The organism is Streptomyces sp. NPDC058650 (assembly GCF_042717315.1).
Taxonomy (GTDB): Bacteria; Actinomycetota; Actinomycetes; order Streptomycetales; family Streptomycetaceae; genus Streptomyces.
This window is the reverse complement of the sequence record NZ_JBHXRL010000028.1, coordinates 12,735-27,990: the sequence shown is the minus strand read 5'-3', so window position 1 is coordinate 27,990 and position 15,256 is coordinate 12,735. Positions and strand designations below refer to the sequence as shown.

The window sequence follows — 15,256 nt, the reverse complement described above, 5'->3', positions numbered from 1 at the left end:
CGTTCGTCGACCCGCCCGAGCGCTTCACACCGGCCGAGTCGTCCACGTCCGACGAGTCGTTCACACCGGCCGAGTCGTCCTGGCGGAGCGTCAGTTGCCCGTCGCCGTCGTGGCGTAGGCGAGCGGGTCGGTCAGGACGTCGTGAAGGACGAGCGCCGCCGCGCCCCGGGCGGCGTCGGTAGCCGGGGAGGCGGCGCGGAGACGGGCGGCGTCCGGGGTCCAGAGGCCGGAGACCACCCGGGCCGCGAGCTCCTCGGCCACGGCCGGGGCCAGCCAGGGCATGAGGAGCGGGTAGATGCCGCCGAGGACGACGGCCTCGGGATCGAGGAGGTTCACGGCGCCCGACAGGGCGCGGCCGAGCATGCGGCCCGCCTCGTCGAGCGCGCCGCGTGTGCGGGGATCTCCCGCCTCGGCACGGCGTACGAGCTCCGCGACGTCGGAGGCCGCCGCCGCCCGCAGCAGCGCCGCCTGGCCCGCGTACTGCTCCAGGCAACCGCGTGATCCACAGCGGCAGCGGGGCCCCTCGGCGTCGACGACCAGATGGCCGATCTCGCCCGCGAAGCCGTGTGCGCCGCGCAGGAGTTCGCCGTGGACGACGATCGCGCCGCCGACCCCGATCTCGCCGGTCAGGTGCAGAAAGGTGCGGAGGTCTCCGAGCCCGCCGAACCACAGCTCGGCGAGGGCCGCCATGTTGGCCTCGTTGTCGGAGGTCAGGGCGAGGCCGGCCGGGCCGCCCGTGCCGGGCCGCCGCGCGGCGAGGGCCTCGCCGAAGAGCCGTTCGGCGTCGACCTCGTTCCAGCCGAGGTTGGGTGCCTGCCGGACGGTCCCGCCGGTGACGAGTCCGGGGAGGGCGAGCCCGGCTCCGGCCGGGGCCAGCCCCCGTTCGGCGGCGTCGTCGAGGGCCTCCGCGGCGATGCGGGCAGCCCGGTCCAGGACCTCGGTGGCGCCGGCCGCGCGGTTGTCGAGGCGCTCGGTGCGCCGGACGCGGTCGGTGCCGGTGAGGTCGACGACGCAGACCGTCACGTAGTCGATGTTGACCTCGACGCCGAGCCCCGCGGGGCCGGTGTCCGCCGGTTTCAGTACGGTCCCCGGGCGCCCGGCCTGCCCGCTGAACGTCTTGCCCGACTCGACGAGGAAGCCGAGGTCGAGGAGCTGCTCGACGAGCGAGGAGACGGCGGGCCGGGTGAGGCCGACGCGGGACGCGACGGCGGCCCGCGTCGTCTCGCCCGCGTCGTGGACGGTCCGCAGGACGAGACTCAGGTTGTGCCGGCGCACACCCGACTTGTCGGCCTTGGGCTCCGTGGGCTGGTTCATGGTGAGCGAGAGCCTAGTCGCCCCTTTCGCTCACCCAAAAACAGTTCGGTGACCGAACTCTTCTGCGCTAACCTCGCCCCATGACGCTTCCGCGCGACTACCGCGGCCAGACCTGCGCCCTCTCCCGCTCGATGGAGATCGTCGGCGAGCGCTGGACGCTGCTCATCCTGCGCGACGCCTTCTACGGAGTCCGCAGGTTCGGGGAGTTCGCGGCGCATCTGGCGGTCCCGCGCGCCGTCCTCACGGACCGGCTCGCCACCCTCGTCGCGGCCGGTGTCCTGGACCGCCGGCGCGAGACGGGCACCGGGCGCCGCGAGGTCTACGTCCTGACGCCCAAGGGCGTCGCCCTCTGGCCGGCCGTCCGCGCGCTCACCGCATGGGGCGAGGAGTTCTACGCGGCGGAGGGCGGCCCGCGCCGCGTCTTCCGGCACGTGGGCGACGAGGCCCCGCTCGACTCCGACGGACGGTGCACCGGCTGCGGCACGGCCGTACCGGTCGAAGACGTCCTGGTCACCCCCGGACCGGGACTCCGGACGCCGTCCGGTTCCCCGGCCGTGGACGCCGACCCGGTGACGGCGGCACTGGCCCGACCGCACCGGCTGCTCACTCCCCTCCTCCCGCTCCTCCCCCTCGCCCCTCCCCACCCCACCACCGCGCCCGCCGGGCGCCCCACGAGAGGTCCCCACCCATGAAGATCCTGGTCGTCGGCGCCGGTGCCACCGGTGGCTACTTCGGCGCCCTGCTCGCCCGGTCCGGACAGGACGTCACCTTCCTCGTCCGCCCGGCCCGCGCGGGCGCGCTGCGCGAGCGCGGGCTGCGGGTCGTCGGCCGGGACGAGGAGTGGGTCCTCACGCCGCGGCTCGTCACGGCCGACGAGCTGACCGGCCCGTACGACCTCGTCCTGCTCTCGGTGAAGTCCACCGGGCTCGACCGGGCCGTCGAGGACATCGCGCCGGCCGTCGGCCCGGGCACCGCCCTCGTCCCGCTGCTCAACGGCCTCGCCCACATCGACGTCCTCAACGCGCGTTTCGGGGCGTCCGCCGTCCTCGGCGGGGTGGCCAAGGTGGTCACGACCCTCGATGAGACTGGGGACATCCGGCGGCTGGCCCCGCTCGCCCATCTGGCCTTCGGCGAGCAGGACGGGACGGTCTCCGCGCGTGTGGAGAGGATCCGGGCCGTGCTCGACGCGGCGGGGATCGACGCGCCGGTGCCGGAACGGGTCATGACCGCGATGTGGCACAAGTGGGTGTTCATCACGACCTTCGGCGCCGTGACGAGCCTGATGCGCGGCACGGTCGGCGACGTGTACGACACCCCCGGCGGTGCCGCGCTGGGACCCTCGGTCCTCGACGAGGCCGCCGCGGTCGCCGCCGCGGCGGGCCACCCCGTACCGGAGGCGGAGCGGGCGGCGACGCTCGCCGTGGTGTCCGCGTCCGGCTCGCGGATGGTGCCGTCCCTGTACCGCGATCTGACGGCGGGCCACCCCACCGAGGTCGAGCACCTCTTCGGCGACCTGACCGACCGGGCGCGCGCCTTCGGTGTGGCGACTCCGCTGCTCGACCTGGCGACCCTGCACCTGCGGGTCCACCAGCGCCGGGTCACGGCACCGTAGGTCCTGTGCTTCCCGAAGGTCGGCCGATGGCCGGCGGCGTCCCCGGGGCGAGTGCGGCCGCGATGCGTTCGGCGACCACCTCGCCCGTGTTGCCGTCGGGTGTGGTCGCCGTCTTGGTGGTGGAGACCACGATGGCGAGCCGCTCGGACGGGAGGTACGCCTGGATGGCCGCGTCCCCGGAGAACGACGGGTTCTGGAGCACCCAACCGTTGACCACGATGACTCCGAAGCCGACGTGCTTGGCCTCGGTCTGCTTCAGGCGGATCGAGGCGGGGCCCTTCGCGGTCGCGCCGCCGTGGCCGACCGTGCCCGGGTCGAGCAGGGTCCGGTAGGAGCGGGGCGAGAGGAGCTCGCCGCTGCCGATGGCTTCGGCGGCGTGTCCGTCGACGGTGACCCGCAGCTGCGCGGACTTCAGGCGGAGGTCCTTCTTGGCCTTGCGGGTGATGGCCAGGACCGGAAAAGTGGATGCGGACCGCCCGTGCCGTGGTGTGTGATCGGGCGCATGGCGATCGTAGGAAGCAAGCCGGAAGTCGACGGCCTGGGCGAGGCCTTGGACGCGCTGCGGGAGTGGCAGGACGAGGGGGCGCCGGCGCAGCTGCATCCGGGGGATCTGGGCTGGTTCTGGCGGTCAGGTGCGGAAGCGACCGCCGCGGCGGTCCGGACGTGGAGCCGGGACGGACGGATCCTCGCCGTCGGGCTGCTGGACGGTCCCGGGCTGCTGCGGCTGACGATCGCGCCGGACGCCCGGCGGGACGAGGAGCTGGCGCGGCGGTTGGTCGACGACGTCGTGGAGCCGGAGCGCGGCGTGCTGCCCGGCGGGAAGGCGAGCGTCGAGGCGCCGATGGACGCGCTGGTCCAGGACCTGCTGTCCGGGGCCGGATGGCAGGCCGACGAGCCGTGGACGCCGCTGCGCCGCGACCTGACGGAGCCGGTGGACGACCCGGGCGTACGGATCGAGGTGGTCGGGCCGGAGCGTGCGCGCGCGTTCGCCGCCGTCCTCCGGTCGGCGTTCGACGGGTCGACGTTCGCGGAAGAGCGCTGGCACGCGATGGCGGCCGGATCGCCGTACGCCGACGCCCGGTGCCTGATCGCGTACGACGAACAGGGCGACGCGGTGGCGACGGTGACGGTGTGGTCGGCGGGTCCGGGAAAGCCGGGGCTGCTCGAACCGATGGGCGTGCACCGGGAACACCGCCGTCAGGGCCACGGCAGGGCGATCAGCCTCGCGGCGGCGGCCGCACTCCGGGAACTGGGCTCGTCGAGCGCGCTCGTGTGCACCCCGAGCTCCAACGTCGGCGCCGTCGCCACGTACGAATCAGCCGGCTTCTGTCAACGCCCCCAGGTCCGGGACCTGTCCCGGGACGCGTAGCCGGCGGCGGACTCCACAGCCGTTCATGCCTCCTACTCCCCCTTCGGCTCATGACGATCCGTGAGGCAGAGTAGGGGCATGTCCACCTACGAGACGATGTCGTTCCACCTGGAGACCGAGCGGCTGATACTGCGGCCGTGGGCCGAGTCGGACGCCGCCGAGTTCCGCGCCCTCCTCGCCGAACGCGGCAAGGAGCCGCCCACGGTCGAGTACACCCGGGAGGTCATCGCGAAGCTGCTCACCGCGACGGAGAGCACGGGGATCGCCCTGCTGCCCATACAGCGCCGCGACGAAGGTGACTTCATCGGCTACTGCGGGCTGATCATCGGCCGCACCACCCTGGAGGAGCCGGAGATCGCGTACGAGTTGTTCAAGCGCGCGCATGGGCGTGGCTACGCCACCGAGGCGGCCGCCGCGGTGCTCGACGCCGCGATCGCGACCGGGCGGAAACGGCTCTGGTCGACGGTCGGCGCGTGGAACACACCGTCGCTCCGTGTCCTGGAGAAGCTGGGATTCGAGCGGGACCACGATTCGATCGAGGAGGCCGGTGAAGTGGTGTGGCTCACGCGCTCGTTGCCGTGACACGAGATCGTGCGTGCTCTACCCGGATTCGGGCGGCCGACGCCGCATCGGCGCCGGGCCACCGCGTTTGCCGCCACGGCCCAGACGGGTTCCTGCCGCGGGACATCCGATTCGTCCACTCGCCCTGCCCTCCGGAGGAAGGGCCGCCTGGCGCCGCGCGGGAGAAGCCCGATCGTCAGCCGGCCGTCCGGGCGGCGTCGGAGTCCTGCGGGTACCAGCGCAGTTCGACCGTGTTGCCGTCCGGGTCCTTCACGTAGACCGACTGGGCCGAACCGCGCGCGCCCCAGCGCGGGACGGGGCCTTCGAGGACGTCGAACGTCCCTGAATCGATGACCTCCTGCCAGTCCAGGGGATCCACGACCAGGCAGATGTGGTCGACGTTGGACTCGCCTCGCGGACGCGAGAAGAGGTCGATGACCGTGCCCTCGTCGATGCGCACGGAGGGGAAGGGAACCTTGCCGGCCCGCCACTCCTCGACCCGCTCGGGCGCGAGGCCCAGCGGGCCGGTGTAGAACTCGAGCGCCCTGTCGACGTCGGTCACGTTGAGTACCAGGTGGTCGAAGGCTTTGACTCGCATGTGTCGGATCCCCGTTCCGGAGTTGTGTCTGATCTCGTGGGCTTCGGATGATCATGCTCATCCCGGAGCCGGCGATCAAGTGCGCGGGCGGAACTCGGGCGTGAGCAGGGGGCTTCGACACCGACGCGCGATGCGGCCCGCCCCTCAGAGGGGCTGGAGCCTGGTGCGCAGGAGGCAGAACTCGTTGCCTTCCGGGTCGACCAGGACGTGCCAGCTCTCGGTGCCGGTCTGACCGATGTCGGCGGGCCTGGCGCCGAGCGCGAGCAGCCGCTCCAGTTCGGCGTCCTGGTCCCGGTCGGTGGGGTTGACGTCGATGTGCAGGGGCAGCTTCCCGCCCCGCGGGTCGCTGCTGGGGCTGAGGATGAGCGTGGGCTGCGGGCCGCCGAAGCCGGCGCCGGGCGGCCCGATCTCGATGCTTCCGTCCTCCCGGCCGAGTTCCACGTAGCCGAGAACCTCGCTCCAGAATGCGGCGAGCAGGGCCGGGTCCGCGCAGTCGATGACCAGTTCACTGATGCGGCATGCCATGGCCGTGAGTGTACGGAGAACACCAGGAGCCGATCGGCAAGACGCCACTACGCCAATCCCGGTGACTTCGGGCTTTCCGGGTCGTCGGGGGGAGAGGGGTGCGCCACGTGCACCTTGGATCACTCCGGGACCGATGATCCGGGAGTGTGGGGGGGTCGGCCGAAGCGGCGGGAGGACGACGACGAGTCGTGGGCGGTGCCCGCTGCGCCGTGGACGACGTAAATACGTCGACAGCGCCCCTCGGCACCCGGCAAAGTGGCCGCCCGTGACGAGCAGTGAACTGTGGACCCGTGCGACCGCCGACCGCTACGACACCGAGGAGGCCGAGGTGTCCTCGGCTGCCGTTCTCGGACCGACTCTCACTTTCCTCGCCGAGCTCGCCGGAGACGGCCGGGCACTGGAGTTCGCCATCGGGACCGGACGAGTGGGCGTCCCGCTCCGGGAACGCGGTGTGCAGGTGGTGGGCATCGAACTGTCCGAGCACATGGCAGCGGTGCTGCGGCGCAAGATCGACGAGAGCACGCTCCCGGTAACCATCGGGGACATGGCCACCACCGTCGTCCCCGGCGAGTTCACCCTTGTCTATCTCGTCTACAACACCATCACGAACCTGCTCACGCAGGATGAGCAGGTCGAGTGCTTCCGCAACGCCGCACGTCATCTGGAGCCCGGCGGCCGATTCGTCATCGAGCTGGGCGTGCCGCCGCTGCGGCTCCTGCCGCCCGGCCAGGTCGCGGTGCCGTTCGACGTCTCCGAGCAGCATCTCGGCTTCGACACCTTCGACCTCGTCGAGCAGATGCTCGTCTCGCATCACTTCACCCGCGACGGCGACGGCGACGACATCCGCTACCGCCGCGACAACTCCCGGCACCGTTACGCCTGGCCGGCAGAGCTCGACCTGATGGCACGGATCGCCGGGCTCGAGCTGGAACGTCGCGTCGCGGACTGGGACGGGGCTCCGTTCACCCAGGACTCCGCGAAGCACATCTCGGTCTGGCGCAAGCCGACCTGAGGACGGCCGCCCCGGGCCGTCGACATGAGCTGCAGGAGTCGACGCTCCGGCTTCGGTAGCAGACGCTCGATCACCGCCCACGGCTCGTCGTCGAGATCATTGCGTCGAGATCATTGTGTGAGGAGTTCTTAGGGGCGGGCCGTCACGGCGGCTGTACGTATCGCTCGCCGTGAGTACGGAGTTGTGGACCGCGGCGGCGCCGAAGGAGACCCCGTCGTGGTGGGCCTGGCACAGGGCCCGCTGTGCCTGGAGCAGGCCCTCGGCCGTATCCGCGCGAAGACCTTACAGATCTCCTGTTCCAGGCATGGGCGGGCGCAGGAGGCCCGGGCTCGCCGCCGCCAGGACTCCGGCGATCCGGTCCCACGTCTCCGTCGCGCGCGGGAGCGGTGGCAGGAGTGCGCCCTCACCCGTGCCCCAGGCCGTGGCCAGGGCCACGGGGTCGTCGCCGGTGGCCGCGCCCGCGGCCAGTGCGGCCGCGCCGAGGGCGACGAGTTCCTCGGCTGCGGGGACGACCAGGGGCCGCCCGGACAGTCGGCGTACGGTGTCGGTCCAGACCCTGCCGCGTGCGCCGCCCCCGATCAGGCGCAGCGGTCGGTCGCGTACAGCGGAGTCCGCCAGGTCGAGGCCGCAGGCGGCGAGGAGTTCGTCGAGGGCGCGCAGGACCGTGAAGGCCGCGCCTTCGTAGGCGGCGCCGAGGATCGCGCGCGGGTCGGTGGTGTGCCGGATGCCGGTGACGAGTCCGGCGGCGTGGGGCAGGTCGGGGGTGCGTTCGCCGTCGAGATACGGGAGGACGACCACGTCGCCGCCCGGTGCGGCGTCCTCCCGGTCGAGGCCGAGAAGGGTGGCGAACCGGTCCACGGCGAGCGTGCAGTTGAGGGTGCAGCCGAGCGGGAGGTACGTGCCGTCGGTGGCGGCGAAGCCGGCGAGCCCGGGATGGGCCGGCCGGGCGCGGGTGGCGGCGAAGACCGTGCCGGACGTGCCGAGGCTGACGACCGGGTGGTCGAGCAGGCCCGCGCCGCCGAGGCCGAGGCCCACGGCGGCGGCCATGTTGTCGCCGGTGCCGGCGGCGACGACGACGGTACGGGGCAGCCCGAGGGCCTCCGCGGCGGCCGCGGTGAGCGTGCCGACGCGCGTGGCCCCGGTGGGGGCGACCGTGGGCAGGAGGGCGGCGTCCAGGCCGAGGAGGTCCAGGATCGCGGGGTCGTAGGTGCCTGGGGGATTGTGGGTGCCTGTGGGGTTGTAGGTACCGGTGGCCTTGTAGGGACCCGTGGGGCCGTAGGTGCCCGTGGTTTCGTCGGTGCCCGTGGTTTCGTCGGTGTCGGCCGTCCCCGTTCCGTACCAGCACGTGCCCGAGGCGTCTCCGGGGTCGGTCACCGCGTGGCCCGTGAGGCGCTCGGTGAGGTAGTCGTGCGGGAGGCGGACCCCGGTGGCCGCGGCGGCGTGCGCCGGTTCGTGTTCGCGCAGCCACTGCCACTTCGCGGCCGTCATGGAGGCGACGGGGACCGAGCCGGTCCGCTCCAGCCAGGACTTCGGGCCGCCGAGTCCGGCGGCGAGCGGGGCGGCCTGCGGCGCCGAGCGCGTGTCGTTCCAGAGCAGCGCCGGGCGCAGGGGCCGCCCGTCGGCGCCGAGGGTGACGAGGCCGTGCTGCTGTCCGGCGACCGCGATGCCGGTGACGGAACCGGCCGGGACGCCCGCGTCCCGTACCGCCGCGCGGACGGCCGTCACGAGGGCGGTCCACCACTCCTCGGGGTCGCTCTCCCGTGCGCCACCGGTGCCGGTGACGGTGTGCGGGGCGCGGCCGACGGCGAGGAGGTCGCCGGTCTCGGCGTCGACGGCGACGGCCTTGGTGGACTGCGTCGAACTGTCGACGCCGATCACGACGGAGCGGCTGGTGCGCACGCCCTCACCTCATCTCTCTCGTGGCCCGTGGCCCGTGGCCCGTGGCCCGTGGCCCGTGGCCCGTGGCCCGTGGCCCGTGGCTCGCTGATTCTCTCGGGGCGGGGCTGGCGCCGCAGCACTCCATCCCGTATTAGTTATGTCAGATAACAAATCCCGAGAGCAAGGGAAGGACACACCGTGCCGCAGCTCTTCTCCCCCACCCCCGACGACCGCTTCACCTTCGGCCTCTGGACCGTCGGCTGGCAGGGCCGCGACCCCTTCGGCGAGGCCACCCGCCCCGCCCTCGACCCGGTCGAGGCCGTCGAGCGGCTCGCCGACCTCGGTGCGTACGGCATCACCTTCCACGACGACGACCTCATCCCCTTCGGCGCCTCGGAGGGCGAGCGCGACGCCGTCGTCAAGCGTTTCCGCGCCGCGCTGGAGCGGACCGGACTCGCGGTCCCGATGGCGACGACCAACCTCTTCACCCACCCCGTCTTCAAGGACGGCGCCTTCACCGCCAACGACCGGGACGTGCGCCGCTTCGCCCTGCGCAAGACCCTCCGCAACATCGACCTGGCCGTCGAGCTCGGCGCCACCACCTATGTCGCCTGGGGCGGACGGGAGGGCGCGGAGTCCGGCGCCGCCAAGGACGTGCAGGTGGCGCTCGACCGCATGAAGGAGGCCTTCGACCTCCTCGGCGAGTACGTCACCCAGCAGGGCTACGACCTGCGCTTCGCGATCGAGCCCAAGCCGAACGAGCCGCGCGGCGACATCCTGCTGCCCACCATCGGCCACGCCCTCGCTTTCATCGAGCGGCTCGAGCGCCCCGAACTCGTCGGGGTGAACCCCGAGACGGGTCACGAGCAGATGGCCGGGCTCAACTTCCCGCACGGCATCGCGCAGGCGCTGTGGGCGGGCAAGCTCTTCCACATCGACCTCAACGGCCAGTCGGGGATCAAGTACGACCAGGACTTCCGCTTCGGGGCGGGCGATCTGCGCCAGGCGTTCTGGCTGGTCGACCTGTTGGAGACGAGCGGGTACGCGGGGCCGCGCCACTTCGACTTCAAGCCGGTGCGCACGGACGGCTTCGACGGGGTGTGGGAGTCCGCGAAGAACTGCATGCGCAACTACCTGATCCTCAAGGAGCGCGCGGCGGCCTTCCGCGCCGACCCCGACGTCCAGCGGGCGCTCACCGCCTCCCGGCTCCCCGAGCTCGCCGTCCCCACGGCCGCCGACGGTCTCGCCGCGCTGCTCGCCGACCCCACGGCGTACGAGACCTTCGACGCGGACGCGGCGGCGGCTCGCTCCATGGCCTTCGAGCACCTCGACCAGCTGGCCCTGGAGCACCTCCTCGGCGTCCGCTGAGGCCGGGGCACTTCAGGCCGGGGTGCTACAGGCCTGGGCACTTCAGGCCAGGGTGTTTCAGCGACCCGCGAGCGAGGACCGGCGGACGACCAGCTCCGGCTGGAGCACCACGTGTTCGTGGCGGTGCTCGTCCGCCCGCTCCCCCGTCTCCTCCAGGAGCAGCTCGGCCGCCTTCGCCCCGAGCGTGAGCGCCGGCTGCCGTACGGAGGTGAGGGGTACGGTCGCGGCCGCCGCGAACTCGATGTCGTCGTAGCCGACGATGGCCATGTCCTCCGGGACCCGGACCCCGGCCGCGTACAGCGACTGGAGGACTCCGAGGGCCAGCAGGTCGTTGGCGCAGAAGACGGCGGTCGGCCGGTCGGCGAGGCCGAGCAGGCGGGCGCCCGCGTCGCGCCCCGAGGCCACGTCGAGGCGCTCGGCCGGGAGCTCCCGGAGGGCCGAGGCGGGCAGGCCGGCCTCGGCGAGCGCGAGGAGCGCGCCCTCGCGCCGGTCGCGGATCTGCTGGAGGTGGGACGGGCCGCTGACGTAGGCGAAGGAGCGGTGTCCCGCCGCCGCGAGGTGGCGGATCGCGAGGGAGCCGCCGGCGACGTCGTCGACGGAGACCGAGCAGCCGGCGCCGTCGCCCGCGACGCGGTCGACGAGCACGGAGGGGATGCCGTGGCGGCGGAACTCCCGCAGGTTCGCGCCGCTGGGGTCGGCCGGGGTGACGAGCACGCCGCGGACGCGCTGCTCGGCGAAGAGGGAGAGGTAGTCGGCCTCGTCGCCGGGGTTCTGGTCGCTGTTGCAGACCATGACGCCGAGGCCGGCGGCCCGGGCGGTGCGCTCGGCGCCGCGGGCGATGTCGACGAAGAAGGGGTTGCCCATGTCGAGGACGAGCAGGGCCATGATCCTGCTGCGGCCCGCGCGCAGCTGGCGGGCGGACTCGCTGCGGACGTAGCCGAGGCGTGCGATGACCCCCCGGACGTGCTGGAGCGTCGCGGGCGACACCCGGTCCGGCTGGTTGATCACGTTGGAGACGGTGCCGACGGAGACGCCCGCCTCGCGTGCCACGTCCTTGATGCCGACGTTGATGCCGGTGCTGTTGCCGACGTCGACGCCGGCGCTCCCGGCCGTCCGCGCGGTGTCCGTCATCCGTCCCACCTGGTCCGTCCTGCTCCTGCCGCCACCCGGTCCGGGCGGGCTTCCGCCCCGCGTTTCACACCGCGTTCCACACCGCGCCTCATGCCGTGTCTCATCCCGCGTTTCATCCTATGCGGCCGCACGGATCCACCCCTCACGCGAGGTGGAAGACCTCGGTCAGGGGGCGCATCGCGGCGTCGGGCGCCTGCCCGTCGAGCTCCTCGAAGAACTCCGCCATCTCGGCCTGCCACCGGGCGTTCACCTCGGCCGCCTCCATCGCGGCGCGCGCCCGGTCGAAGTCCGGGGTCTCCAGATAGCCGACGAGCAGCCCGTCCTCGCGCAGGAAGAGCGAGTAGTTGTGCCAGCCGGCTGCCGAGAGCGCCGCGAGCATGTCGGCCCAGACGTGTTCGTGGCGCGCGCGGTACTCGTCCACCCGCTCGGCCCGGACCTTCAGCAGGAAGCAGACCCGCCGCGCATTCGCCATCCGCTCCACCTTGACCGCTTGACTGAAATGTTTCATTTCCGTGGGTCGGGACGCTAGGACGCTGACGCCCCTTTGGTCAAGAGTCTTGACGACACCCGGTGTGCTGGCTAGTTTCCCCCACGTACTGAATCGATTCATTTCAAGGCTCCGAGGTGGACATGCCCGACATCGCTGCCGTGAAGGCCGCACTCGCCGCCCAGCGGATCGAAACGCCCTCCTGGGGCTACGGCAACTCCGGGACCCGCTTCAAGGTCTTCGCACAGCCGGGTGTGCCCCGGACCCCGTACGAGAAGCTCGACGACGCGGCTCAGGTCCACGCGTTCACGGGCGTCGCCCCCAAGGTGTCGCTGCACATCCCGTGGGACCGGGTCGACGACTACGCCGCCCTCGCCTCGTACGCGAAGGAGCGCGGGCTCGAACTGGGCGCGATCAACTCCAACACCTTCCAGGACGACACGTACAAGCTCGGCAGCGTCTGCCACCCGGACGCCGCCGTGCGCCGCCGGGCCGTGGACCACCTGCTCGACTGCGTCGACATCATGGACGCGACGGGCTCGGCCGATCTGAAGCTGTGGTTCGCGGACGGCACGAACTACCCCGGGCAGGACGACGTCACCGCCCGGCAGGAGCGGCTCGCGGAGTCCCTCGCGGCGGTGTACGAGCGGCTCGGCGAGGGGCAGCGGATGCTCCTGGAGTACAAGTTCTTCGAGCCGGCGTTCTACACGACCGACGTGCCGGACTGGGGTACGGCCTACGCGCACTGCCTCAAGCTGGGCCCGAAGGCCCAGGTGGTCGTGGACACCGGCCACCACGCGCCGGGCACCAACATCGAGTTCATCGTCGCCCTGCTGCTGCGGGAGGGGAAGCTCGGCGGCTTCGACTTCAACTCGCGCTTCTACGCGGACGACGACCTGATGGCCGGCGCCGCCGACCCCTTCCAGCTCTTCCGGATCATGCACGAGGTCGTCCGCAACGGCGGTCTGGAGCCCGCCGCGAACGTCGCCTTCATGCTCGACCAGTGCCACAACATCGAGGCGAAGGTGCCGGCGGTGATCCGCTCCGTGGCCAACGTCCAGGAGGCCACCGCCAAGGCGCTGCTCGTCGACGGCGCCGCCCTCGCCGCCGCCCAGCGGGAGGGGGACGTGCTCGCCGCGAACGCCGTCCTGATGGACGCGTACGACACCGACGTACGGCCCCTGCTGCGCGCGCTGCGCGAGGAGCGCGGCCTCGATCCGGACCCCGTCGCCGCCTACCTCCGCTCCGGGCGACAGGAGCGGATCGCCGCCGAGCGCGTCGGCGGGGACCAGGCCGGCTGGGGCGCGTGACCCCTCTCGTTGTCCGTTCACCTCCCGCCCGAAGGAAGCTCACATGACCCCGGCCACGCCTCTCGTCGTCACCTCTCTCCTAGGACGTGCCCACCGGCTCGGCTCCGATCCCCGCACCACCAACTACGCCGGCGGCAACGCCTCCGCGAAGGGCTCCGTCACCGACCCCGTCACCGGCCGCCCCACCGAGCTCATGTGGGTCAAGGGCTCCGGTGGCGACCTGGGCACGCTCACCGAGGACGGGCTCGCGGTGCTGCGCCTCGACCGGCTGCGCGCGCTCGTCGACGTCTACCCGGGCGTCGAGCGCGAGGACGAGATGGTCGCCGCCTTCAACCACTGTCTCTACGGGAAGGGGGGCGCGGTCCCGTCCATCGACACCGCCATACACGGCCTCGTGCCCGCGGCCCACGTCGACCACCTCCACCCGGACGCGGGGATCGCGCTCGCCTGCGCCGCCGACGGGGAGAAGCTGACCGCCGACTGCTTCGGCGACACGGTGGTGTGGGTGCCGTGGCGGCGCCCCGGCTTCCAGCTGGGCCTGGACATCGCCGCCGTGCGGGCGGCCCACCCGGCGGCGATCGGCTGCGTCCTCGGCGGCCACGGCATCACGGCCTGGGGCGAGACCTCGGAGGAGTGCGAGCGGAACGCGCTGCACATCATCCGGACCGCCGAGGCCTTCCTCGTCGAGCGGGGCCGCCCGGAGCCCTTCGGGCCGGTCGTCGAGGGCCGCGCGCCGCTGCCCGAGGCCGCGCGGCGGGAGCGGGCCGCCGCACTCGCCCCATATGTGCGGGGGCTCGCCTCCCAGGACCTTCCGCAGGTCGGCCACTTCACGGACTCCGACGCGGTGCTCGACTTCCTCGCCCGTGCCGAGCATCCGCGGCTCGCCGCCCTCGGTACGTCCTGCCCCGACCACTTCCTGCGGACGAAGGTCCGGCCGCTCGTCCTGGACCTGCCGGCCGACGCTCCCCTCGACCGGGCGGTCGCCCGGCTGCGGGAGCTGCACGCCGAGTACCGCGAGGAGTACGCGGCGTACTACGCGCGGCACGCGACCGCCGACTCCCCCGCCATGCGGGGCGCGGACCCGGCGATCGTCCTCGTCCCCGGCGTGGGCATGTTCTCCTTCGGCCGCGACAAGCAGACGGCGCGGGTGGCGGGCGAGTTCTACGTCAACGCGATCAACGTGATGCGCGGGGCCGAGGCGGTCTCCTCGTACGCGCCGATCGAGGAGTCGGAGAAGTTCCGCATCGAGTACTGGGAGTTGGAGGAGGCCAAGCTGCGGCGGATGCCGAAGCCGAGGCCGCTCGCGACCCGGGTGGCGCTCGTGACGGGTGCGGGCAGCGGCATCGGCCGGGCGATCGCACACCGGCTGGTCGCCGAGGGCGCCTGTGTGGTGGTCGCCGACCTCGACGCGGCGAACGCGGCTGCGGTCGCCGAGGAGTTGGGCGGTCCGGACAAGGCCGTGGCCGTCGCGGTGGACGTCACGTCGGAGGAGCGGATCCGGGCCGCGTTCCGGTCGGCGCTGCTCGCGTTCGGCGGGGTCGACCTGGTCGTCAACAACGCGGGCCTCTCCATCTCCAAGCCGCTCCTGGACACGACGGCGAAGGACTGGGACGTCCAGCACGCCGTCATGGCGCGGGGGTCGTTCCTCGTCTCCCGGGAGGCCGCGCGGGTCATGACGGCCCAGGGGCTGGGCGGCGACATCGTCTACATCGCCTCCAAGAACGCGGTCTTCGCCGGACCGAACAACATCGCCTACTCCGCCACCAAGGCCGACCAGGCCCATCAAGTGCGCCTCCTCGCAGCTGAGTTGGGTGAGCACGGCATCCGGGTCAACGGCGTCAACCCGGACGGCGTGGTGCGCGGCTCGGGCATCTTCGCCGGCGGCTGGGGTGCTCAGCGCGCCGCCACCTACGGCATCGCGGAGGAGGAGCTGGGCGCCTTCTACGCCCAGCGCACCCTCCTGAAGCGGGAGGTCCTGCCCGAGCACGTCGCCAACGCGGTCTTCGCGCTGACCGGCGGCGACCTCAGCCACACCACCGGGCTCCACGTCCCGGTGGACGCGGGCGTGGCCGCCGCCTTCCTCCGGTGAAC

General features: G+C 72.7%; 15 protein-coding genes. 8 read left to right on the top strand and 7 right to left on the bottom strand.

All coding sequences use genetic code 11. From position 1 onward, the window contains the following. Positions 1-90: 90 nt before the first annotated feature. Positions 91-1,314: an ROK family protein gene (locus ACFWWU_RS33770; protein WP_384151794.1), complete on the bottom strand. Its 1,224-nt coding sequence runs from the start codon at positions 1,312-1,314 to the stop codon at positions 91-93. An 80-nt stretch (positions 1,315-1,394) separates the two neighbouring features. Here ACFWWU_RS33770 and ACFWWU_RS33765 point away from each other — a divergent pair, with 80 nt between their 5' ends. Both ACFWWU_RS33765 and ACFWWU_RS33760 read left to right on the top strand, forming a co-directional pair. Continuing rightward, on the top strand, positions 1,395-2,006 hold the full coding sequence (locus tag ACFWWU_RS33765) for a winged helix-turn-helix transcriptional regulator (RefSeq protein ID WP_384151791.1): 612 nt from the start codon (positions 1,395-1,397) through the stop codon (positions 2,004-2,006). Next, positions 2,003-2,926: a ketopantoate reductase family protein gene (locus ACFWWU_RS33760; protein WP_384151788.1), complete on the top strand. Its 924-nt coding sequence runs from the start codon at positions 2,003-2,005 to the stop codon at positions 2,924-2,926. Before ACFWWU_RS33765 ends, ACFWWU_RS33760 begins: the two co-directional genes overlap by 4 nt. Here ACFWWU_RS33760 and ACFWWU_RS33755 read toward each other — a convergent pair. Then, positions 2,913-3,527, bottom strand: coding sequence for a hypothetical protein (locus ACFWWU_RS33755; RefSeq protein ID WP_384151785.1), 615 nt, complete (start codon positions 3,525-3,527; stop codon positions 2,913-2,915). The genes ACFWWU_RS33760 and ACFWWU_RS33755 overlap by 14 nt on opposite strands. Here ACFWWU_RS33755 and ACFWWU_RS33750 point away from each other — a divergent pair. Together ACFWWU_RS33750 and ACFWWU_RS33745 are read left to right on the top strand one after the other, a co-directional pair. Beyond that, complete coding sequence (locus ACFWWU_RS33750) at positions 3,429-4,295, top strand: GNAT family N-acetyltransferase (protein WP_384151782.1); 867 nt, start codon at positions 3,429-3,431, stop codon at positions 4,293-4,295. The genes ACFWWU_RS33755 and ACFWWU_RS33750 overlap by 99 nt on opposite strands. Positions 4,296-4,373: 78 nt before the next feature. After that, on the top strand, positions 4,374-4,877 hold the full coding sequence (locus tag ACFWWU_RS33745; RefSeq protein WP_384151779.1) for a GNAT family N-acetyltransferase: 504 nt from the start codon (positions 4,374-4,376) through the stop codon (positions 4,875-4,877). A 175-nt stretch (positions 4,878-5,052) separates the two neighbouring features. Here ACFWWU_RS33745 and ACFWWU_RS33740 read toward each other — a convergent pair whose 3' ends face one another. Further along, a complete protein-coding gene (locus ACFWWU_RS33740; protein WP_384151776.1) occupies positions 5,053-5,454 on the bottom strand; it encodes a VOC family protein in 402 nt (133 codons plus the stop codon). 144 nt (positions 5,455-5,598) lie between these two features. Beyond that, positions 5,599-5,979, bottom strand: coding sequence for a VOC family protein (locus tag ACFWWU_RS33735; protein ID WP_384151773.1), 381 nt, complete (start codon positions 5,977-5,979; stop codon positions 5,599-5,601). Positions 5,980-6,244: 265 nt separating this feature from the next. Here ACFWWU_RS33735 and ACFWWU_RS33730 point away from each other — a divergent pair, with 265 nt between their 5' ends. Next, positions 6,245-6,991 (top strand): class I SAM-dependent DNA methyltransferase, encoded by a 747-nt coding sequence (locus tag ACFWWU_RS33730; protein ID WP_384151770.1) that lies wholly within the window; start codon positions 6,245-6,247, stop codon positions 6,989-6,991. Positions 6,992-7,273: 282 nt separating this feature from the next. Here the strand turns inward: ACFWWU_RS33730 and ACFWWU_RS33725 are convergent, their stop codons facing one another. Next, entirely contained in the window at positions 7,274-8,890 is a 1,617-nt protein-coding gene (locus ACFWWU_RS33725; RefSeq protein WP_384151766.1) for an FGGY family carbohydrate kinase, read from the bottom strand. Positions 8,891-9,067: 177 nt separating this feature from the next. On the opposite strand from ACFWWU_RS33725, the gene xylA reads away from it, so the two are divergent. Further along, complete coding sequence (xylA, locus tag ACFWWU_RS33720; RefSeq protein WP_384151763.1) at positions 9,068-10,237, top strand: xylose isomerase; 1,170 nt, start codon at positions 9,068-9,070, stop codon at positions 10,235-10,237. A 57-nt stretch (positions 10,238-10,294) separates the two neighbouring features. On the opposite strand, the gene ACFWWU_RS33715 is transcribed toward xylA, so the two are convergent. Together ACFWWU_RS33715 and ACFWWU_RS33710 are read right to left on the bottom strand one after the other, a co-directional pair. Then, positions 10,295-11,368: a LacI family DNA-binding transcriptional regulator gene (locus ACFWWU_RS33715; RefSeq protein WP_384151760.1), complete on the bottom strand. Its 1,074-nt coding sequence runs from the start codon at positions 11,366-11,368 to the stop codon at positions 10,295-10,297. 142 nt (positions 11,369-11,510) lie between these two features. Continuing rightward, entirely contained in the window at positions 11,511-11,840 is a 330-nt protein-coding gene (locus ACFWWU_RS33710; RefSeq protein WP_384151757.1) for an L-rhamnose mutarotase, read from the bottom strand. Between the two features lie 158 nt (positions 11,841-11,998). Between ACFWWU_RS33710 and rhaI the strand changes: the two genes are divergently transcribed. Beyond that, positions 11,999-13,165: an L-rhamnose isomerase gene (gene rhaI / locus ACFWWU_RS33705; protein WP_384151754.1), complete on the top strand. Its 1,167-nt coding sequence runs from the start codon at positions 11,999-12,001 to the stop codon at positions 13,163-13,165. Positions 13,166-13,208: 43 nt separating this feature from the next. Further along, positions 13,209-15,254, top strand: a complete 2,046-nt coding sequence (locus ACFWWU_RS33700; protein WP_384151751.1) for a bifunctional aldolase/short-chain dehydrogenase — start codon at positions 13,209-13,211, stop codon at positions 15,252-15,254. The last annotated feature ends 2 nt before the right edge of the window (positions 15,255-15,256 follow it).

Bases quoted from the DNA above. Each gene is read 5' to 3' on its own strand.
- ACFWWU_RS33770 (WP_384151794.1), bottom strand. From the start codon at position 1,314: ATGAACCAGCCCACGGAGCCCAAGGCCGACAAGTCGGGTGTGCGCCGG.
- ACFWWU_RS33765 (WP_384151791.1), top strand. From the start codon at position 1,395: ATGACGCTTCCGCGCGACTACCGCGGCCAGACCTGCGCCCTCTCCCGC.
- ACFWWU_RS33760 (WP_384151788.1), top strand. From the start codon at position 2,003: ATGAAGATCCTGGTCGTCGGCGCCGGTGCCACCGGTGGCTACTTCGGC.
- ACFWWU_RS33750 (WP_384151782.1), top strand. From the start codon at position 3,429: ATGGCGATCGTAGGAAGCAAGCCGGAAGTCGACGGCCTGGGCGAGGCC.
- ACFWWU_RS33755 (WP_384151785.1), bottom strand. From the start codon at position 3,527: ATGCAGCTGCGCCGGCGCCCCCTCGTCCTGCCACTCCCGCAGCGCGTC.
- ACFWWU_RS33745 (WP_384151779.1), top strand. From the start codon at position 4,374: ATGTCCACCTACGAGACGATGTCGTTCCACCTGGAGACCGAGCGGCTG.
- ACFWWU_RS33740 (WP_384151776.1), bottom strand. From the start codon at position 5,454: ATGCGAGTCAAAGCCTTCGACCACCTGGTACTCAACGTGACCGACGTC.
- ACFWWU_RS33735 (WP_384151773.1), bottom strand. From the start codon at position 5,979: ATGGCATGCCGCATCAGTGAACTGGTCATCGACTGCGCGGACCCGGCC.
- ACFWWU_RS33715 (WP_384151760.1), bottom strand. From the start codon at position 11,368: ATGACGGACACCGCGCGGACGGCCGGGAGCGCCGGCGTCGACGTCGGC.
- ACFWWU_RS33710 (WP_384151757.1), bottom strand. From the start codon at position 11,840: ATGGCGAATGCGCGGCGGGTCTGCTTCCTGCTGAAGGTCCGGGCCGAG.
- rhaI (WP_384151754.1), top strand. From the start codon at position 11,999: ATGCCCGACATCGCTGCCGTGAAGGCCGCACTCGCCGCCCAGCGGATC.
- ACFWWU_RS33700 (WP_384151751.1), top strand. From the start codon at position 13,209: ATGACCCCGGCCACGCCTCTCGTCGTCACCTCTCTCCTAGGACGTGCC.